This is a genomic window from Desulfosarcina widdelii, assembly GCF_009688965.1.
GTDB classification, from domain to species: Bacteria; Desulfobacterota; Desulfobacteria; order Desulfobacterales; family Desulfosarcinaceae; genus Desulfosarcina; species Desulfosarcina widdelii.
In genome coordinates, this window is record NZ_AP021875.1 from 1,791,520 (window position 1) to 1,812,089 (window position 20,570).

Here is a 20,570-nt window from a genome sequence, read left to right on the forward strand (position 1 = left end):
CAGGAAAAAGTCCATGACGATCAGTATCCGAAAAAAAATAACGATCAGCTTCATCCTTTTCATCATGGTCAGCACGATGATCTGGTTTCTCAATTATTACAAATACCAACTGATCACCGAAAAGCTGCAGATCATCGAAAAAAAGGATCAGGTGTTCAACCTGATCCTCGAAGCACGACGTTTCGAAAAGAACTACTTCCTTTTTCACAATGCCGAAGATCTGACCCACTCCGTCGACTATGTCAAACAAGCCGAAGCACGCCTCCAGGAGGTTATCGCCGTTCATGGACGCTACACGCTGGAGCGTGATCTGGAAAAAAGGCACCAGATGCTGCAACAGTACCTCCATGCCCTGCAAAGCATCACGGCCAAAAGCGGCACCGAGCCCCTTTCTGCTGCGCAGGGCAGCGGTGCCGATGAAATCGCGCAGCATCAGAATGGTCGCATCCGCGATCTGGGACGCCGCGTGACCGACGACTTCGAATCCATCCTCAACCGGGAGCGCCGGTCGGTCATTCAACTGGTTCATGAATCCGGTTACTATCTTTACTTCGCATTAGCCGCGATTTTCGTGCTGACCTTCGGCATCGGCGTATTCGTCTATTTCAACATCAACAGGCCGCTTGAATCCATTGAAACCGCCATCCGTAAAATCGCAACGGGCACCTATGCCGGTATTCCGCCCATTTCCAGCGGCGATGTTTTCGACTCTCTGGTCACCAGCCTCAACCATATGATTCAGGAACTGAACCGGCGCAATGAGCAACTGATACAAAGTGAGAAGTTAGCCTCCTTAGGAACACTGACCTCGGGGGTCGCGCACGAACTGAACAACCCGCTGAACAACATTTCGACTTCGGTACAAATTCTTCTTGAAGAATGGGAAGAGGAAAACACGGAGTTCAAACACGAACTGCTGGAAGAGACCGAAAAGCAGATCGAGCGGGCCAGGGATATTGTCAAGGCACTGCTGGAGTTCTCCCGCAAGGGTGCATTCAACCCGAAACCAACGCAGTTCAAGGAACTGATCAACAAAACGATCCAGATGATCAAAGGCGATTTGCGGTCCGATATCAACCTGGAAATCAACGTTCCCGAGGATATTTGGGCGGATCTGGATGCCCAACGGATTCAACAGGTGCTGATCAATTTGATTCAAAATGGGTTGCAGGCCATGGAAGATGGCGGTAGCCTGAAAATCAGCGCCGAGCAGCCCGCGGGTGAAGACCGCTTTTGCTTTCGGATTGCGGATTGCGGTGTGGGCATTGAAAAGGATGCGCTGGGCAAGATTTTCGACCCGTTTTTTACCACCAAGCCGGATGGACGCGGCTCAGGCCTGGGCCTTTCGATCAGCCACGGCATCATTGAACAGCACAAGGGCCGCATTCTGGTGGAAAGCCGGCCCGGCGAAGGGACAACGTTTACCGTATGTCTACCCAATCGACTGACTTCGAAGATGGAAGCATAGCCCCGAAAGAGACCTTGCTGGTCGTTGAAGACGAGGACCTGGCGCGCAAGAATCTGATCCACATCCTCGATCGCGAGGGCTACGATGTCATCGGCGCGGAAAGCGGTGAAAAGGCGGTTGCACTGCTGAAAGAACGATCCGTCGACCTGGTCATCACGGACTTTAAGATGGGGCGGGTGGACGGCCTGCAGGTACTGGAGAAGTGCAAGGCCCTGCAGCCGCTGGTCGAGGTCATCATTGTCACCGGCTACGCCACCGTTGATTTGGCGGTCAAGTCCATGAAGGACGGTGCGTTTTACTATATCGCCAAGCCATACAAAATCGACCAGGTGCGCAAAATTGTCAGCGAGGCGCTGATCAAGCGCCGCCTTCAACTGGAAAACCAGCGCCTGCGAAAGGAACTGGAGAACAACCGTCCGATGCCGGCCCTGATCGGCAGAAGCCAGGCGATGGAGAAAATTCGAGAGACCATCCGGCAAGTGGCGCCGTCGGACACGAATATTCTGATCCTGGGGGAAAGTGGTACTGGAAAAGAAATTGTCGCCAAGGCCATTCACCTGCTCAGTAATCGCCGATCCAAGCGTTTTGTGGCCTTCAACTGCGGTTCGTTTACCGAGGAGTTGATGGCCAATGAACTTTTCGGCCACGAAAAAGGCGCCTTTACCGGCGCGGACCGCGAACACGCCGGCCTGCTGGAGGTCGCCAACGGCGGAACGGTATTTCTGGACGAAATCGGCGATATGCCGCTGACCATGCAGATCAAATTGCTGCGTGTCATGCAGGAGCGGGAACTGTTGCGGGTGGGCGGTGTCAATCCGGTTCCGGTGAATGTGCGCTTTCTGGCGGCGACGCATCGCGACCTGCACGAAGACGCACGCTCCGGTCAGTTTCGTCAGGATTTATACTATCGCCTCAACGTCATTACCATCCATATTCCGCCGCTGGCCGAACGCCGGGAAGATATTCCTTTGCTGGCCCAGCGATTTCTGGCCCGCATGGCCGGAGAAATGAACAAAGAGATTCATGGGATGGATAGCGAGGTGCTGGATCTGCTCACTCAGTATAGCTGGCCGGGCAACGTCCGTGAACTGGAAAACGTTGTTGAACGCGCGGTGGCGCTGACCACCTCCTCCTCCATCGGCGTGGAACAACTGCCCGCCCATGTTCGCAATCTCACCATCGAGACCTATCGTCGAACCGGGAATGCCATCCCCACGCTGGAAGAGCAGGAGAAACGATATATTGAATGGGTGCTGAAAAAGACCGACGGGAACAAGACCCATGCCGCCAGGATCATGGGCATCGATCGGGTTTCCCTGTGGCGCAAGCTCAAGCGTTATGGGTGGGATGAAAACTGAGCCCGGTAAGCGTTCACAGGGTGCCGCATCTGCTTCGTTCCCGGGCACTGAAGGTTGACCAAACCGTCTGCGTGCCCGGCGCCTCACATCTGCGGCACCCTGTAAGCACTTACTGATCAGGCAGTTGCGGTACATTGGGAATTTCAACCCCGTGAACGCGTGCGAGCCAGGCAGGCATCAAACGGTATAGGGCGTGTCAACGGCGCAATCGATTTCCTTGACACCGGGGATAGAAGACACCAGCCCGATGATTTTCTGGTAGAGGTCATCGCGAATCTGATCCTGTACCTGATGCTGGATTTCAGGGCCGGCGACGCCCGATGCTTTGATCTTCTGACCCTTGACCCGCAGGTGAACGATTCCGTCACGGCAACGAATATCCGCTTTGCAGACATCCTTGATGGCGACCTTGACGTGATTGGTAAGGGCCAGGTCCAAAAGCGCCGACGACGAAGCGGGTGTGGCCTGAAAGCTCTTGCCCGTTGCCGTCCGGCATACGATGTCGCAGGCATCGGCAACGGTCAGTCGGCCGATGTGAAGGACCAGGTCATACAGCCGGGGATCGTTCGCATCAATCCGGTAAATGCTTCGGTACCATTCGACGCGTTCCTCATCCTCCCGGTCGATCCGTGCGACGGCCACGTCACGGGTAATCTGTTGCCGCTGCATCAGCAGATTGATGCGCGCTTCCATGTCGGCAATTACCCGCACCTTGAGAACATGATCGATGCCGTCCAGAAGAATCTGCCCGGCAAACCCGTGATAAACCACATTGTCCTTGACCACGTGCTCCAGAAGGGCAGTCTGGATGCTGTCTATGAACCGCTGACGCACATGCGTGATCCGCTCCATCAGTCCAGGCGCATCGTGCAATGAGGCAAACAACTTTTCTTCGGGGAGATCGAACGTCCGGGACGCTTCGAGCAAAACCTCCTGGCTGATGCATTCATAACCGAGTCGTTTGGCCACAGCTTCGGCAATGTCCTTGCCATGGCTGAAACAACCCCGGGAAATGGTGATGATGGCCATGATCGGTCGCCCCGCTATATCCCGTAGAAGAAATAAAGAATCGTCAACTCCACGACCAGAAACAACAGGGTCATGACGACGCCCGCCTTGGCGTAGTCGACGGTCCGGTAGCCGCCGGGACGCATGATCAGGGCGTTGACCTGGTGGGTCGGCAGCACGAAGGTGTTGGATGCAGAGAGGCCGACCACGAGGGCGGCCATACGCGGGTCGGCACCGGCCATCATGGCCATGTTCATACATAGTGGAACCAATAGTACCGTGGCCCCCACGTTGGAGATAAACAGGGTAAAGCAGGAGGTCATGATTCCCACGGCAGTGAGAAGTACAATGGGCGACGGATGCCCCAACAGCCCGAGCACCTTGGTGGCAATGAAGGCCGCCGTCCCGGTTTTTTCAAAGGCCATGCCCAGCGGAATCAGCCCGGCCAGCAGAAAAACGGTCATCCAGTCCACGGCCCGATAGGCTTCATCGACACTGAGAACGCCGGTGACGATCATCCCCAGGGCCCCGGACATCAGGGCTACAGAGAGCTGGATTTTAAAGGCAATGATCTGAATCAGGGCCAGGGCCAGCCAGAAAACAGCCAGCTTGGCTTTTTTAGGCCTGAGGATTTCTCCTTCCAGAGGCGTGGCAAAGGTCAGCGCACGGGGCTGCGGCTGGTTTTTTACCAGATGGAAACGCTCCCAGGGGCCCTGTAAAAGCAGGGTGTCCCCCATGCTCAGGGCCATCTGGGTCAGCCCCGTGTAATAAATTCGATTGCCTTTGAACAAAGCGATCGGGTTGAGACTGTAATGGTCCTTGAAGTTGACCTCCCTCATGGTCTTGCCGATCAACTCCGAACGGGGCGAGACCACGGTTTCGGCCATGCCGGCGCTCGTACGCGCAAGGCTTTCGGCAAAAATTTCCATTCCGTCTTTCAACGTCCAGCCCAGTTCGCCAGCCATGCGCCGCACGTTTTTCTCTTTGCCGACCACGGCAATGGCGTCTCCGGCCTCGATTTCGTTGTGGCTGCGGGGAGTCAGGTTGATCTGCCGTTCTCCGGCATGGTGAATGGCCACCACCGTCAAGAGAAATTTCGATCGGATATGAAGTTCCTGCAGCGTTCGGGGACCGGCAAAATCGGAGGGTATGTCCAGTTCAAACGTGTTGCCCAGGGCCTTGTATTCTTCCATCAATGCCGCTGTCACGCCGCGATCGGTCTCGCCTTTGGCGGCCGGTAGAATAAATTTTCCGAATAGCAAAAAATAGATGATCGCGGTGATCAGCAAACAGATCCCGATGGGCGTCTGGGTAAACAGGCCGAACGGCGCCAGTTTTTCTCCTCCCAGCACCATCAGATCGTTGAGTAGAATCGTCGGACTGGCGCCCACCAGCGTCAGCGTGCCGCCGATAATGGCACAGAATCCCATGGGCATGAGAATCCGCGAGACAGGGATTTCCATGCGTTTGGCAATGCGCTGGGTCGCCGGCATGAACAGCGCCGCCGCGCCGATGTTCTGCATCATGGAAGAGATGACGCCCACGGCCCCTGAAATCAAGGCGATTACGCGACTTTCACTGTTGCCGGCCAGACGGATAATCGGGCCGGCAACCTGGTTCATCACGCCGGTTTTATCCAGCCCGGCACCGATAATGATTACGGCGATAATTGAACACACGGCGTTGCTGCTCAGGCCCACAAAGGCTTCTTTGGCAGAGATCAGGCCGGTCAGCGGCAGCATGACCATCATGATGATGCCTACGACATCCACCCGTACCCATTCGAACACAAAAAGGACCACTGCAAAGGTCAGCATGATGATGGTCAGAATCATTTCCGGGGTCATTCGACAAACTCCTCTTCTTCAATTGCCACCACATCGCAAACTGCGGGAACACCACCTACCTCTCGTTGCGAAACCAGTAACAGAGGCTGAAAGCAATCATGATCAATCCAACCGACAGAATAAAATGGCCGCTCATTTGAATTTCCCCCTTAAATCATGGAATAAACCAACAGCTCGCGTTTCGGCCGACTGCTCTCGGCAACACGGTCCATCGCAACCTGCGGCTGCTCATCGGCGATCACGAACTCGATGTTGTCATACTCGTTTTGCAGACTGGCCAAAGCCTGTTCCGGCTCATCGAATTTGACCACATGAACAAACGGAACCCTCTCGGCTTCGGCAGCTTGGCGGAAGTCCGCGGCATTTTTCTCCGAGATGGATCGGAATTCCTGGCAGAGTTTGTTGCGGGAGGTTGAAAACAGGCTGAAGGAATCGCAGGAAAGCGGGGCGCTGTTCAAGGCCAGGATCTCGTAGGACATCCGCCTGGCCATATCGACGGCATAGCCGATCACTTCATCGGAAAACATGCTTTCATGCCCCATGACGACCAGACGGCCTTCTATCCTGTCGACACGATTTTCGCCTGCGGCCGCGCCAGCCTCGATCATTTCCGCTGTCGACCGTTCCATCGTGTTGGCCTTCGGGTTGGCCACTGGTTCGGAAAGATCGGTCCGGGTGCCCTTTTTTGCCCTTTTAAATGGATTTCGCATGGGGTCACACCTCCTGGTTGATTTGGATTTCAACGAGCCTTTTTCACGAGCACGAGGGGAATGGCCAGCCTTGGCATTTCCCCTTTTGCCTTGCTGCGGATGTCAGTTGGATGCCGATCCGAACAGGGATCGAACACCGTCAGTACAATTTCGCCGTGCTTGCGGACATATCGCTCAATAATGGTGCCGGTCGCCCCGCCAGCCACCTCGCAGTGATACACGACAGGAGGATTCGGGCGGTCGGGAAGCCATTGCTTCAGTCGATCAGCGGTTTCGTTTCCCGGTGTCCCGTCCGCTTCAGGCACAGCGGTTTTCGCGCCAGCCGGCATCCCCTCCCGGGATATTGTCTTATGCCGTGCCGGAATTCTTCCTGTCCTTTCCTGGCGCTTGCCACTGCCCACGGAAGATGACGATTGCAAAATATGCAACACCTCCAACCGGGCCGCCATCCGCCTGCATAGCAACAGCGCGTAATCCAGCGCTTCCGGGTCGGGAGGCATATGATCGGTGGCAAAAAGAACGGTTTTCATCGGTCAATTTTTTTCTGTATTGATGCGACCTGCATCGGTTTTTGCTATATTGTACCTATCAATTCATATGCCATGAATTCAGGGCAAGAATAACATACTGTTATTTTATGTTATTTTTATTTTTCTCGACCGAAAAGAAAACAGGTGCGAAGTGTTGCTAAATGCAACGCCGAATTGACATTCACAACTATTTTATTTGTTTTCAGTAGGTTGTATTCTGTTACAAAAAATCGAATATCGTTGCATATCGCAACGGACAGGCTTTAATGACAAATGCATAAAACCGCCGACAGCACCTAAAAGGATATGACCGCCAGCCGTCGTTGCCGGGTGAAGTGGACTCACTTAAAGGAGACCCTATATGCGGATTTTCAAAAAAGAGGCGCCACCGGAAGTTCAGGAGCCGCAACCGTCTGAAATGGACCGGTTCCGAGTGGCGGTGCGCGAAGCCGGTATGCCCGCGGACGTTGTTGAGACCACCCTCAAAGAGATCGATCGAATCGCCAAAATGCCGTCCGGAAGCGCAGAGCACACCATCGGGGTCAACTACCTCGACTATCTGACCCACCTGCCCTGGAACCGGACGACCGAGGATTGCCTCGACCTTAAGACCGCCCGCCGGATTCTCGATGACGAACACGACGGTTTGCCGGAGATTAAAAGTCGTGTCATGGAGCACCTGGCGGTTAAAATCCTGCAGTCCGAGCGCCGGCACAATATCCTGGTTGTGGACGACGAAAAAATCACCCGCAGGAATCTTGAGCATGTGCTTTCCAGGGATGGATATCGGGTGAATACGGCGGCCAATGGATTGGAAGCCATCCAACGGTTGAACGAGCGCGCCTTCGATGTGGTCATCACCGACCTGAAAATGGAGCATGCCGACGGCATGCAGGTGCTCGATGCGGCTAAACGGAAAAATCCCCATACGGAGGTCATTGTGATCACCGGTTATGCAACCGTCCCTGCGGCGGTTTCGGCCATGCGCAAAGGCTCCCATCATTTTCTGGCCAAGCCGTTGAAGCTCGATGAAATCCGCAGCACGGTAAACAGCGCCTTGCAACCCAAACAGACCCGACTGGACCATCGTGGACCGGTGCTCTGCTTCGTAGGGCCGCCGGGGACGGGCAAAACCTCACTGGGGCAGTCCATTGCCAGAAGCATGCAGCGCCGGTTCGTACGCATCTCCCTGGCGGGAATGAAGGATGAAGCCCAACTGCGGGGACACCGGCGCAGCTATGTGGGGGCGCTGCCCGGACGCATCATCCAGGAAATCCGTCGCTCGGAAACCAGCAACCCGGTATTCATGCTCGACGAAATGGACAAGATCGGTCAGGAATTCAAAGGCGATCCAGCCGCAGTATTGCTTGAAGTGCTGGATCCGCAGCAGAACAGCCACTTCATGGACCACTACCTCGATCTGCCATTCGACCTGTCCAAAGTGATGTTTATCGCCACGGCAAATACCGTCGACGCCATCCCCGAGGCGCTTGTCGACCGCCTGGAGGTGATCGAATTGTCCGGCTACAGCGAAAAAGAGAAAACCCGGATTGCATTGAACCATTTAATTCCCCGGGCGATCGAGGAAAACGGCCTCGATCGCCGCGAAATCGGCTTTGATACCAATGCGGTGGCCCGAATCATTCGCGAATATACCCGTGAAGCAGGCCTGCGTGGCCTTCAGCGGCAAATCGCCAGCCTGTGCCGAAAAATCGCCCTCGAGCAAGTTGACCGTGAAAACGGCTCGTATCCGGTAACCGTCAACAAAGAAATGGTTGTCGAACTTCTTGGCCCCCCCCGCCATACATTTGAAGTCAAGCAGGCCAAAGACCGCGTCGGCGTCGCTACCGGTCTGGCCTGGACACGGACGGGCGGCGAAATCGTTTTTGTCGAGGCGACCAAAATGCGGGGGACCAATCAGTTGATTTTAACCGGCTCGCTGGGCACGGTGATGAAAGAGTCGGCCCAGGCAGCCATGAGCTACATCCGCAGCCACGCGGACCGTTTCAATATCCCGGATTCGTTTTTCGAAAAACATGATGTCCACATCCACATTCCTGCCGGGGCGATTCCCAAGGATGGCACGTCTGCCGGGGTGACCATCGCCGTGGCGGTGCTTTCCATGATTACCGGACGGCCCTGCTGCCGGGAGGTGGCCATGACCGGCGAACTGACGCTGACCGGTCGGATTCTTCCGGTTGGCGGGATCAAGGAAAAATTGCTGGCCGCCCACCGTGCGGGCGTTCGCACCGTGATCATTCCCGCCAAAAACAGTATCGATCTCGAAAGGATGGGTGAGGATATGAACACGTCCTTGACCATTGTCCCCATTGAGGACCTCTCCGATGCAATTGAAAAGGCCCTGGCAGCGGTTCCGTGAAAATTGAAGATTGAATCGTCTCCAATCGTTAGCTATAACAAACCAATGAAACCCCATCACTACGAAATGAGCCGAATCAAGCATCGGTGCGCATGAACGAGCCATCACTGTTATCATACCTGTCCATGCGGCTGCTCCGCTCGCCGGCACGGGTGTCGATTCTGGGGTTCGCTGTATTGATCGCCATCGGCACGCTGCTGCTGATGGTGCCGGCCGCATCCACGGGAACGTCCTTGGGGGTCATCGACGCCCTTTTCATGTCCACATCGGCCAGCTGCGTCACCGGCCTGTCGGTCCTGGATATTTCCCATGGGCTGACCCGCTACGGCCAGTTCGTGATCCTGGTCCTGATCCAGTTCGGCGGGCTGGGTATTCTGACAATTTCCACCCTGGTGCTCATGATGGTGAGAAAACGCCCGACCCTGTCCGGCCAGGCCCTGATCAAAGACACATTCACCTACGGTGAGGGCAAGCAGACCGCCTCTGCCGTCCTCAAAGCGATCTTCGTGACCGCCTTTTGCATCGAGGCGGCCGGGGCATTGGGTCTCTACCTACGCATGGCACCAGAAACGGGGTGGGGACGCGCCGCCTATCCGGCCGTGTTCCATGCGGTCAGCGCCTTTTGCAATGCCGGTTTTTCCCTTTACTCGGACAGCTTCGTCGGGTATCGGGAAGATTGGGCCGTCAATGCCATTCTGAGCGTCCTGATCATCGTCGGCGGCATCGGTTTCATTGTCATCGCCGACGTAAAAAAGCGCTTCATGGAGCGAAAAACTGTTGTCCGACGCCTGAGCCTGCACAGCCGGGTGGCCCTGACGGCCAGCGCCGTACTGATCCTTGTCGGGGCGGCGGCCATTCTGGTTATGGAATGGAACAACACCCTGGCCCCCTTAAGCGTGCCCGGACGAATCATGGCCGCCCTGTTCCAATCCATCACCGCCCGAACAGCCGGATTCAACACACTGGACATCGGCATCATGGCCAACGAAACACTGTTTTTTCTTTGCATCCTCATGTTCATCGGCGCCTGCCCCGGCTCCTGCGGCGGCGGCGTCAAGACAACCACCGTTTTCGGGCTCTGGGTGCTGGGCATCTCTCGTCTGAGGGGATACACGCATCCCCAGGTGTTCCGTCGGACCCTGACCGAGGCCAGCATTTCCAAAGCCACCAGCGTGGTCATGGTCAGCATGGCGGTGATCACCCTGGCGATCATGGTGCTGATGATGAGCGAGTTGGGCGGCTTCTCCCACACCCAGACCCGCGGCCGGTTTCTGGAACTTTTTTTCGAAGCCTTAAGCGCCTTCGGCACTGTCGGGCTTTCCACCGGCGTAACGGAAACGCTCTCTGAAATGGGCCGCATCACCATCGTCGCCCTCATGTTTATCGGCCGGCTGGGCCCCATGGTCATCGCCCTGGCCGTCAGTCGTGAACGGATCAGCCGGGTCCACTATGCAGAAGAAAACATCATGATCGGATAATCCAATGAAAAAACAGTTTGCCGTTATCGGACTTGGAAATTTCGGTTTTTATCTCGCCACCGAACTGTTTAAAAAGGGGCATGAGGTACTGGGCATCGACATCAACCCCAAGATGGTCCAGGAGATCCGCGATTGGGTCAGCCGGGCCGTCATCGCCGACGCCACCGACCCCCAGGCCCTGAAGGAGCTGGAACTGAAAAAAATGGATGCCGTGGTGATTTGCATCGGTTCGATCCTCAACAATTCCATTCTGGCCACCCTCAATGTCAAGGATCTGGGCGTCAAACGGGTGGTGGCCAAAGCCGTCAGCGAGGCCCACGGCCGCATCCTGCGCAAAATCGGAGCCGACGAAATTTATTTTCCGGAAAAGGATCTGGCCCTGACAGCGGCCCAACGGTTGGACAATCCCAATGTGCTCGACTACCTGCCTTTCATGGAAGGGTACAGTATCGTCCAGTTGGCGCCGCCGTCCTCCTTTACCGGCAAGAGTCTCATCCAACTGGATCTGATCAACCGTTTGGGCATACAGGTCATCGCCATCAAGGAACTGGTGCCCGAGAACGTGGTCCTGATTCCCACCGGCCATTTCGTTGTCAAGGAAAGCGATGTCCTGATTCTTCTCGGCCCCGACGATGCCTTGAACGGTTTGCAGGAGACATAGAAAAACCATGGGAAAAAATATCGGTTTCATATCGACGCGCTTTGCCGGAACGGACGGCGTGACCCTGGAAGCCAGCAAATGGGCGCAGGTACTGCGGTCCATGGGGCATAACTGCTACTGGTTTGCCGGCCAGTTGGACAAGGATCCGGCCATCAGCATGCTGGTTCCACGGGCCTTTTTCCAGGATGAAAAAAATCTTTGGATCAACGCCCGCATTCTCGGACACAAGCGCCGGGACGACATCGTAACCGATGCCATCCACGAAACAAAGGTGCTGCTCAAACGCCACATTCGGGAATTCATTCAGAAATTCGATATCGACCTGATCATTCCCCAGAACGCTCTGACCATTCCCATGCATGTCCCTTTGGGCATGGCGATCACCGAAATCATCGCAGAAACCCAGATCCCCACCATCGCCCACCATCACGATTTTTACTGGGAGCGCACGCGCTTTGCCGTCAACGCCGTCAACGACTACCTGCGCATGGCCTTTCCCCCCAACCTGCCGGGCATGGAGCATGTCGTGATCAATTCGGCGGCCCAGGAGGAACTGGCGCTGCGCACGGGGTGTTCTTCGATTATCATCCCCAACATCCTGGAGTTCGAACATCCACCGAAAACCTCCCCGGCCACGCGGTCTGCCATTCGCTCGGAACTGGGGTTTAAAGAAGAAGATATCGTCTTTCTCCAACCGACCCGCATCGTTCAGCGCAAGGGGATTGAACACGCCATCAACCTGGTCAGGGACCTGAACGATCCGCGCTGCAAACTGCTCATCTCCCATGAGGCCGGCGACGAGGGGTACGAATACGCCGAGTGGCTCCGGCAGGAAGCCCGGGAAATGGGCGTCGACCTGCGTATGCTAAACATCAGCATGCGGGACCCATGGAACGACACCGGCGCCGGGCACCCGGCTAAATCGCTGCTGGACATCTATCCCTGCGCCGATTGGGTCACCTACCCCAGCCTCTACGAAGGATTCGGGAACGCCTTCCTCGAAGCGGTCTACTTCCGCAAACCGGTCCTGATCAACCGCTATGCCATTTTCGTGCGCGACATCGAACCCAAGGGATTCGATCTCATCGCGATGGACGGTTTTTTGACCGAGAAAACCGTGAGCCAGGTCCGTGATGTGCTCGGATCAACGCAGAGAATCCAACGGATGGTGGAGCACAACTTTGAAATCGCATCCAGGCACTATTCCTACGGGGTGCTGCGCCGCTGGCTGAACACCCTCATGGTCAACTTCTTTGGATTCAAATCGGAAAATCAAATGGCCCAATGAATCTCTTCCGTCACATACGTCAGCGCCTGCTGTATAAAAGTGCGCTGAAAAATCGCCGGGATCGGATAAGAGATGAAAACCTGGCCCTGATCGATCATCTGATCGAAACCTTCGGAGAACAAATTCCCTACCTGACCAGTTATCGCCACAAACTGGTCCCGCTGATCCAGGCTGCCGGGCGTTACTTCGACAAACTGATCAATCTGATTCCCGGCCCCGTAGCCTTGGACCCGGATCTGTGGGACCGCGATCCGGTGGTTCATTCCATGTTTGTATCCGGAAAGGAGGCCGGCGGATTGATCGCTGCCAGCAAGCCGTTGCAGCGATTTTTTCGGGATTCGGCTGTCAATGCCGCTTGCGCGCTGCTCACCGCGCAAAAAAGAGAGAAAAGCGTTTCCGTATCGGAACAAACCGGTGAAATCTTTCGCCGGGACGTAATGAAAAAGGCCGTTTTTTTCGAAGGGCATCGAATTACAGCGCCTCGGGACACGTTGGCCAAGTCACGTCTTGAGGTTCGATATGGGTTGTTTTCCGATCTGTTCGCCATGGCGGCCGAGAAAATTTCCGAAATCAATGAGATGAAGGCCCGGTTGGAAGCCGAACACGACGAGTTGGCGGCAAAGATGGCTTTCTACGCCGAAGGAAGCGACCAGCAAAAAGAATTCGGCGTCATCCACGATGAAGTCGAAGGCAAAATCAAAACCCTCGGCAAATCACTGAGTTCGCCGGGGGATTACATTGCGCACCTGCGGGAATTGCTCCGTGAACCGGAACGTCAGATCTCAGCCGGATCCGTTTTTCTCAAACTGGATCGAATGGGGATCGTGGCGAACGATTCTTCAGCAAAAAGAATCGACGAGTTCTCGCTGGCAGAATTCGAATTGAGCAGCGGGAAAAAGTGGGTGGCCACCTGGGTCAGCGTCGGTCGGACGGCAGTGCCTGCCGGGCCGCTCCCCGACGGCGGGAAAGGAGGTTCAAGATGAAATCTTTGCGCATCGACTACAACGAATCCGATCAAGCCATCGAAGCCGTTGAAAAGGCCTTACCGGAGCCATGGGATTCCGTTTGTGAGAAATACGACAACGATGTCCATCGAATCTCGGACGTCGGCGACCGGGAGCCTTACACCGCAGTATATGCCTGCTACGACGAAAACAATCGGCCGGTTTACTACCTGGTGGAAGAGGATGCGGCCCTGATGAGAATGCGGAGAAAAACCTTTCTCGACAAACTGGGCCAAGATCGGAAATGAGTGCCGCCCCCGTTGCGGATAAATGGTATGAATTGCCAAAGGCCCTGGCCGGCAAATGGCGACCGCCGGCCCTTTGGCCCAAAGCGGCGGGTGGGAGCCATCGGGATTGACGGACCCCATCTTTGCCGGTGGATCGATGTTCCAGGAGCTTTTACCCGCCGTTGATTTTATTGCGCAGCTTGCCCGAACATTTGAACGTAACGACCTTGCGCTCGCGCAGGATCAGATCGGAGCCGGTGGCCGGATTCCGGCCCCGTCGCTTCTTTTTTTCCTTCACGCAAAATTTTCCAAACCCGGAAACGAGCACGTCGTCTCCACGTGCCAGCGTTCCCTTGATGATCTCGAGCAGGGATTCGACCGTTTCAATGGATTTCTTCTTGGTAAATCCCAGGTCGTTCACCTTCGCGACGATATCGTTCTTGGTCAATGCCATAGCGCCTCCTGAGCGTGCGGTTGCCGGTTGCCTGGCCGCATCTTTCCGGCAGGGAAGTCTTTCGAGCACGATCCGGTTACCCTTGTCCGTCGGTCTCCGGCTTGTCTTCGGGAATCACCCGGGCCACCTTTTCCATGATTGCGTCCACCGTGCTCATGATTTCGTCGATCTCCATTTTAAGCGTTTCATCATCCTTTTCGGCCATTTAGGTAAACTCCTTTAGTACTCGTTCATTTTCAAGCGTGTGCAGGTTCGCGACGAAACGACATTTCAGCGCGGATAATTACCGTGGTCGAAAACGTAATCGTAGCAGTATGCCTGGTATTCGCGGTCCACGGTGACCGCCGGCTCCGCTTCCGATTCCGAATCCACGGGTTTCTCCAGGTTCGCCAGCCATATTTTCTTGGCATAATCGTAGAGTACGTCCCGAATGAGTTCCGGCCGTTCGCTGACCTCCGGATTGTTCCCGACAAAACGCAACACGCCGTCGATTACGGTTTTGACGTTTTGGATATATTCGCTGGCATCCACACGACGCTCGGTTGCGAATTCCAGAAACCTGTCCAGCGTCGCTTTGGCGGTCCCCTCTACGGCATCAATACAATTCATATTTACCCGATCCTGTGCGCCGCTTCAAATCCGGTTCCCCCGCGAAGCGCCATGGGCTTCAAATTATCGCTTTGTTCAATAAAATCATACAGCTATTAAAAATATACGCAAGATCGGATGATGTCAAGCGCCAAAGGATGACCGCCCATGGCAACCGCATTTGAAGCCCGTATTATTGCTCTGACGTAGTTTAGGGGTGCGGTTGATCCGCTACCGGTTGACAAAGGCGAGGATAAGCCCTAAAGGCGGGGATAAACCTCGCCACTACGGCTATGCAACACACGGAAAAACGGGTTCCAAATCCGTCCGTTACTGGCTCAACCGGCCTACACCTCGGCCAGGACATCGTCGATTTCGTCTAAAAAGCGGCTGCGCACGTTGAACTGGCCTTTGCGGAAATTTGCGGAGGTGAGAAACAGGCAACGTTCCGCCCGGGTCACGGCAACGTACATCAGCCGCCGCTCTTCCTCCAGGTCCTCTGCGCGGTCCATGGACCGCCAGTGGGGAAACAGTTGCTCTTCGCAGCCGACGACGAATACCGTGTGAAACTCCAGACCTTTGGCCCCGTGGACCGTCGAAAGGTTCACGCCGGAAGACTCTTCCTCGTCTTCCTTGTCCTCTCGGACCAGGGCCGCCTCTTCCAGATATTCCACGATGGTCTCTTTTTGCGAGGCGGCATGGATCAACTGGTCGATATTCTCCTGCCGGACGGTGAAGTCCATGGAATTGGACCGGGTATAGTTTTCCAGGTGCTCCATGTAGCCGGTTTGGGCAATGGTGCGGGTAATGGCCTCGGCGGGCGACAAATCCCGAATCTCGTCCAGCAGGCCCAGCACCTGGCTGAGGCTGTTGTATAGTTTGGGCGTCAGCACCCGGTCTGCCACTGCCTGCCGGGCGGCCTCCTGCAGGCTCATGTCTCCTGTGCGCATCTGGGCGATCTTTTTCACCGTCCCGGGTCCGATGCCCCGTTTGGGCGTATTGAGGATCCTTTCGAAGGCCGTGTCGTCCTTGTTGAACACCGCCGCGGTGATGTAGCAGTTCAGGTCCAGGATCTCCACCCGGTCGAAAAACCCCTTTCCGCCCATCATATGGTAGGGAACCTGGGACCTGCGAAAGGCTTGCTCGAACGGCAGGGAACAGAATTTGGTGCGGTAGAGCACGGCCATTTTCTCGTAGGGGATGTTCATGCGATTAAGGCTGTGGATCTTGTCCGCCACCCAGAGGGCCTCCTCCTGGTCGGTATAGAACTCATGCGTCTCGACCACGCCACCCTCTTTGTCCGAAAAACAGGCCTTTTCCATGCGGCTTTCGTTGTGATTGATGACGCAGTTGCCCAACTGGACGATTTCGTCGGCACTGCGGTAATTTTGCTCCAGGCGGAAAATGCGCGCTCCCGGATATTTCTTTTTGAAGGAGAGAAAATGGCCGACGTTGCTCATGCGAAACGAATAGATGGACTGCCAGTCGTCGCCCACGGCAAAAAGATTTCCGTTCGTCAACAACAGGGCGGTGATCTCTTCATTGAGATCGTTGGTGTCCTGATACTCGTCGCAAAGAATGTAGGCGAACTGCTTCTGGTAGCGTTCTCGTACCGCATCATGGTCCCTGAGCAGGTTGCGGGTGAGCAGCAGAATATTGTCGAAATCCACGGCATTGGCTGTCTTGAGGACGGCCTCGTAGCGTTCGTACGCATCGATCAGACGAATATGGCCCTGCCGGGGGTGCTGATCGAAATAGGCGCCGGGATGTCCGCTGTTCTTGGCGTTGGATATCTGGCTCAACACCGCCCCGGTGTGTTTTTTATCGTAATTGAGGGCCAGCAGGACCTCCTTTACCGTCTTTTGCTGGTGATAGGCGGTAAACACCTGCAAAGGATTCGAGTAGCCAAGCAGGTGAGCATGTTCCTTCAGGATCTGGAAACAAGCGCTGTGGTAGGTCCGTACCCAGGGAAAGCGCTGCATCCCCATACCGGTCATGTGAATCAGGCGCCCTTTCATTTCGTCGGCGGCCTTGTTGGTAAAGGTGATGGCCAGGATTTGCTCCGGCGGCAGTCCCGATTCCACCAGGTGGGCGAATTTGGCGGTCAAGGTGCGGGTTTTTCCAGAGCCGGCACCGGCAACCACCAGGGCCGGCGAGCCGGTATGTTCCACAGCGGCTTGCTGTTGGGGGGATAACTGCATGGGAATTCCTCTCCTGAACGTCAATTGAACCGGTCACAAACGGCGGTTGCAAGGGCAATAGAGGTTGCGCCAATCAGGCGGTCCAAAAGAAACGGGTTCCCACAAAAAGGCTGGGGGAACCCGGAATGGTCAATGGAGCCACCGCGCGGACTCGAACCGCGGGCCTGCTGATTACGAATCAGCTGCTCTACCAGCTGAGCTACGGTGGCAAAATTGCGAAAATCCTACTATCATTCTGCCTTACAGATGGTCAAGCCGTTTCTTCAAGCCGGGTAAAAATACCCCAAGTGGATATATATGTCCGGTTCCCGCGATCCTGCGTGGGAAACCATGCCAACCAAAATAGAATGATGCCGAAAAACAATCAACCCTTTCCTGACTTCAGGAAAAACTGAATTTACCCGCAGACAGGAAAACCCGGCGTTCATCTGCGTTGCTTGACGAAGTCCGGATATAATTCTTGCATGCATTGCGGGCAGATACTGTGAGTGAACAGGGCTTCGGAATGTTCACCAATGTATGCTTCGACCTGGTGCCAATACCCTTCGTCATCCCTGATTTTTTTGCAGGATGCACACATGGGTATGATTCCTCTGAGAACCTTGATTTCGGACAAGGATCTCTTCAAATCTTTCCAGCGCCGAATCCAAAAAATCAACAAAGCAATCGAAAGGAAGAAAGATACCGTCAGCAACTCATCGATTTCAAAAAACTCATGATCCCATGAAATCTTAACAATTTTTTCCAAGATATCGAAAGTTGCTGAAAATGCATAAACAGTAACGCCAAACACTAAAATCAGAACGATTTCGAAAATCTGTTTGCGCCTGCTATCTTCTTCAGAAAGATTATCCTGCTGTATTTTCATGTTGGATTTTCCTTTTCGCCAACGATGGAGATTTCGGATAGCAAACCAAGTCCGCCAATAGTCCTTGGCCAAGTGCTCACTTTCAGCTCATATCCGAAATCCGAATCTTTTTTCGATGCAATGCGTTAAGCTGTTTTTTTGAGCAACTGAATAATCATTTTGTCTACCAGGACGATTGGAGCTGACTTAATTTTTTCCCCTAAAAAATTGGAAATTTTAAGTACGACATCAGAATCGAAAGCCATATCATAGTAGTCGAATATTGATTCAAACAGGTCATCTTCGTTTTTAAATATCCATTTTGCTGTAAAAAATTCTGATGTTACAATCGACAGGTCGCTGTTCATTATCGCTTGTTGAGCAAGTATTTTCTCATTATTTTCATTATGGAGAAATGCAAAAACCCTTTCTATTTCTCCTTCGATTACAGGTTCGATCACAAGAATATTTCCACTTTTTTTTAACACCCTTGCGGCTTCACGAAGGGCTTTCCGGCAATTCTGATGGTGCAATGAAAGCGTGAATATTACCCCATCAAAGAAATTATCGGCAAAATTCAGTTTTTCTCCAGACCCAACGCTAAAATCGACTCCCGGAATGTTGTCCCTGGCAATTTCAATCGCATTTTCATCCGGGTCTATCGCAACCAATAATTTGGTTTCTTTGGACAATAAAGCGGAAATGCGTCCAGTACCGCATCCGATTTCGAGAACCTTCTTATTCTTCAATTCTGAGTACTTAACGATATTTTCGTATATTTTTTGACCGCTGTACTCTTTCATAGGGTTTCTTTCAGGAATTCAAGCTGATCGGCGACGATGGTGGTGAACATTGGCTCCACATACGGTTGAAAGTGCCCGGTTTCATATTGTTTCAGGTGAACGTTGGGACATTTGGGGCACACATCGACAGCGGGCTTGGCTGGGGTTGTCATGTCTTGGGTTCCAACCTGAACGAGGACCGGTATCCTCAGTTCAGGCAATGCCCGAATGGGTGAATACAGACCGATAAACAGCGCAAAGCGCGCTGAAACCCGTCGATCGAACGGGTGACCGCCGGGAACGAGATTCAGATAGCCGGTCGACTCGCCGGGCGCATTCATCAGGGCAAGCCGGCCGGGCTCCGCGCTCGATAGCACGTAATGAGGCTTCAGCCCCAATATCCCGCGAAGCCCGTCATAAAACCCGTGAAGCGTTAAGGTAAGCAGTTTGGACAGGCTGCTTTGGCGCAGCGATGCAAAGCCGCTCAGGTGCGGTACCTGGGCGATAACGGCAGCGATATCCGGCGCCATGGACGCCACTTTGAGAACGTGCCCGCCACTGAGCGACGATCCCCACAAAACGATCTTTTTTTGATCAAGATTGGGCTGGCGGCGTGCAAATTCGATGGCGGACAGCCAATCTCGATGCTGCTTTCCGATGTCCAGCAGTTGGCGCGGCCGGCCATCGCTCTCCCCAAAATGCCGGTAGTCGAAAACCAGACAAGCATACCCGGCTGCCGAGAATCGCTCGGCATAGGCATCCAACCTCATTTCTTTAATGGCGGCCAGTCCATGCGCCATGATCACTGTGGGAAATGGACCTTCTCCTTCCGGAAGGAACAACCACGCAACGCATTTGAGGCCCTGCGACTCGAAATGGATCGTTTGTTTCATGGATTATCCAATTTCCTATGGCAGATACCTGTAATGGCCGGTGATTGGATACCTGAAGAGCATGTCTTCCAGTTTCGGGCCGCGGCCAATATTGTGTACAATCTTCGGTGTATTTGTTTTGGGGTTGTATTGGTCGGTTACTATTCCGATATGCGGCAGGTTTCCGGGAAGCATCCAGGTGACAAGGTCTCCGGGAATATAATCTTGAGGGGTATCCGTTACGCTTAATTCTTGACCATGCCGTGAAAAGAAAACCTGCAAATTGGGTACGCGCCGATGATCGATATTCGGGTCCGGTCCATTTAGCCCCCAGATTCGTTTGGAAGGATATTCAGAGAAATTCCTCTTCATATCGAGGTGAACCAACTCCTGCAAATCGATGCCCAGTTTCCTGTAGGACCGTATAACAACATCTGTGCATACACCGACATCTTCCGGGACATCTCCACCTGGATACTTGATGGCGTAATAACGGCCATCGTAAACCACCTGATGGTGGGTTCTCTCCAATGCAGCTTCAATCAATTCGTCAGTTGATATGGCAAGAGAGGATATGGGTTGTAGCAAAAATAATAAAATCAGGATTTTGGTATATCTTTTCATTTTTTCGCATCTAATCGCATTATCACGGTCGGTACCCCCGCAGGATTGAGTCCACCATCCTTGATGTCAGTAAAGCCAAAGTCCAGATATAGTATTTTAAGCGGACATATTACCGGACGCACTTTTAATGGAGCAACGCCCCCCACCATTATTTCGCCCACGGCAGAGCGTATTCAGGGTGTACCGCAGTGAAGAAGGGTAAAATGTAACAACGATATCAGTTTTTTCCAACCCCATCATGTT

At 54.1% G+C, this 20,570-nt stretch carries 20 protein-coding genes and 1 tRNA gene; 8 read left to right on the forward strand and 13 right to left on the reverse strand.

Translation table 11 applies throughout. The annotated features are described in order from the left end of the window. The first annotated feature begins 13 nt into the window (after nt 1-13). Together GN111_RS08325 and GN111_RS08330 are read left to right on the forward strand one after the other, a co-directional pair. The gene (locus GN111_RS08325) at nt 14-1,468 is read left to right on the forward strand and encodes a HAMP domain-containing sensor histidine kinase (protein ID WP_155303316.1); all 1,455 of its coding nucleotides are present in this window, start codon (nt 14-16) and stop codon (nt 1,466-1,468) included. Further along, nucleotides 1,429-2,826 (forward strand): sigma-54-dependent transcriptional regulator, encoded by a 1,398-nt coding sequence (locus GN111_RS08330; protein ID WP_155303317.1) that lies wholly within the window; start codon nt 1,429-1,431, stop codon nt 2,824-2,826. Before GN111_RS08325 ends, GN111_RS08330 begins: the two co-directional genes overlap by 40 nt. A gap of 177 nt (nt 2,827-3,003) precedes the next feature. Here the strand turns inward: GN111_RS08330 and GN111_RS08335 are convergent, their stop codons facing one another. The 4 genes from GN111_RS08335 to GN111_RS08350 all read right to left on the reverse strand — a co-directional run bounded on the left by GN111_RS08335 (nt 3,004) and on the right by GN111_RS08350 (nt 6,921). Next, entirely contained in the window at nt 3,004-3,855 is an 852-nt protein-coding gene (locus GN111_RS08335; RefSeq protein ID WP_155303318.1) for a cytidylate kinase-like family protein, read from the reverse strand. A 14-nt stretch (nt 3,856-3,869) separates the two neighbouring features. Next, a complete protein-coding gene (locus tag GN111_RS08340; RefSeq protein ID WP_155303319.1) occupies nt 3,870-5,681 on the reverse strand; it encodes an SLC13 family permease in 1,812 nt (603 codons plus the stop codon). A gap of 149 nt (nt 5,682-5,830) precedes the next feature. Next, complete coding sequence (locus GN111_RS08345) at nt 5,831-6,391, reverse strand: hypothetical protein (RefSeq protein WP_155303320.1); 561 nt, start codon at nt 6,389-6,391, stop codon at nt 5,831-5,833. 29 nt (nt 6,392-6,420) lie between these two features. Next, nucleotides 6,421-6,921: a universal stress protein gene (locus tag GN111_RS08350; RefSeq protein ID WP_155303321.1), complete on the reverse strand. Its 501-nt coding sequence runs from the start codon at nt 6,919-6,921 to the stop codon at nt 6,421-6,423. Nucleotides 6,922-7,282: 361 nt separating this feature from the next. Here GN111_RS08350 and lon point away from each other — a divergent pair, with 361 nt between their 5' ends. From lon to GN111_RS08380, 6 genes are all read left to right on the forward strand, one after another. Next, a complete protein-coding gene (gene lon, locus GN111_RS08355; RefSeq protein WP_155303322.1) occupies nt 7,283-9,301 on the forward strand; it encodes an endopeptidase La in 2,019 nt (672 codons plus the stop codon). A 92-nt stretch (nt 9,302-9,393) separates the two neighbouring features. Continuing rightward, nucleotides 9,394-10,779, forward strand: a complete 1,386-nt coding sequence (locus tag GN111_RS08360; RefSeq protein WP_155303323.1) for a TrkH family potassium uptake protein — start codon at nt 9,394-9,396, stop codon at nt 10,777-10,779. Nucleotides 10,780-10,783: 4 nt separating this feature from the next. After that, nucleotides 10,784-11,440, forward strand: coding sequence for a potassium channel family protein (locus GN111_RS08365; RefSeq protein ID WP_155303324.1), 657 nt, complete (start codon nt 10,784-10,786; stop codon nt 11,438-11,440). 7 nt (nt 11,441-11,447) lie between these two features. Beyond that, on the forward strand, nt 11,448-12,728 hold the full coding sequence (locus GN111_RS08370; protein WP_155303325.1) for a glycosyltransferase family 4 protein: 1,281 nt from the start codon (nt 11,448-11,450) through the stop codon (nt 12,726-12,728). Next, the gene (locus GN111_RS08375; RefSeq protein WP_155303326.1) at nt 12,725-13,711 is read left to right on the forward strand and encodes a hypothetical protein; all 987 of its coding nucleotides are present in this window, start codon (nt 12,725-12,727) and stop codon (nt 13,709-13,711) included. Before GN111_RS08370 ends, GN111_RS08375 begins: the two co-directional genes overlap by 4 nt. After that, nucleotides 13,708-13,980: a hypothetical protein gene (locus GN111_RS08380; protein ID WP_155303327.1), complete on the forward strand. Its 273-nt coding sequence runs from the start codon at nt 13,708-13,710 to the stop codon at nt 13,978-13,980. Before GN111_RS08375 ends, GN111_RS08380 begins: the two co-directional genes overlap by 4 nt. A gap of 151 nt (nt 13,981-14,131) precedes the next feature. Here the strand turns inward: GN111_RS08380 and GN111_RS08385 are convergent, their stop codons facing one another. The 9 genes from GN111_RS08385 to GN111_RS08420 form a co-directional block, all read right to left on the reverse strand. Then, nucleotides 14,132-14,413 carry an integration host factor subunit alpha gene (locus GN111_RS08385; protein WP_155303328.1) on the reverse strand — a complete coding sequence of 94 codons (282 nt, stop codon included), beginning with the start codon at nt 14,411-14,413 and terminating at the stop codon, nt 14,132-14,134. 76 nt (nt 14,414-14,489) lie between these two features. After that, on the reverse strand, nt 14,490-14,618 hold the full coding sequence (locus GN111_RS34175) for a hypothetical protein (RefSeq protein ID WP_269433826.1): 129 nt from the start codon (nt 14,616-14,618) through the stop codon (nt 14,490-14,492). Nucleotides 14,619-14,683: 65 nt separating this feature from the next. After that, nucleotides 14,684-15,022, reverse strand: coding sequence for a hypothetical protein (locus GN111_RS08390; RefSeq protein ID WP_155303329.1), 339 nt, complete (start codon nt 15,020-15,022; stop codon nt 14,684-14,686). 326 nt (nt 15,023-15,348) lie between these two features. Further along, nucleotides 15,349-17,202, reverse strand: coding sequence for an ATP-dependent helicase (locus GN111_RS08395; RefSeq protein ID WP_155303330.1), 1,854 nt, complete (start codon nt 17,200-17,202; stop codon nt 15,349-15,351). Between the two features lie 133 nt (nt 17,203-17,335). After that, a tRNA-Thr gene (locus GN111_RS08400) sits at nt 17,336-17,411 on the reverse strand. Nucleotides 17,412-17,626: 215 nt separating this feature from the next. After that, nucleotides 17,627-18,070: a hypothetical protein gene (locus GN111_RS08405; RefSeq protein ID WP_155303331.1), complete on the reverse strand. Its 444-nt coding sequence runs from the start codon at nt 18,068-18,070 to the stop codon at nt 17,627-17,629. Between the two features lie 125 nt (nt 18,071-18,195). After that, on the reverse strand, nt 18,196-18,852 hold the full coding sequence (locus tag GN111_RS08410) for a class I SAM-dependent methyltransferase (protein WP_155303332.1): 657 nt from the start codon (nt 18,850-18,852) through the stop codon (nt 18,196-18,198). Then, a complete protein-coding gene (locus tag GN111_RS08415) occupies nt 18,849-19,724 on the reverse strand; it encodes an alpha/beta hydrolase (RefSeq protein WP_155303333.1) in 876 nt (291 codons plus the stop codon). The genes GN111_RS08410 and GN111_RS08415 overlap by 4 nt, the downstream gene beginning before the upstream one ends. A 15-nt stretch (nt 19,725-19,739) precedes the next feature. Further along, nucleotides 19,740-20,327, reverse strand: a complete 588-nt coding sequence (locus GN111_RS08420) for a DUF1287 domain-containing protein (protein ID WP_155303334.1) — start codon at nt 20,325-20,327, stop codon at nt 19,740-19,742. Nucleotides 20,328-20,570 lie beyond the last annotated feature (243 nt).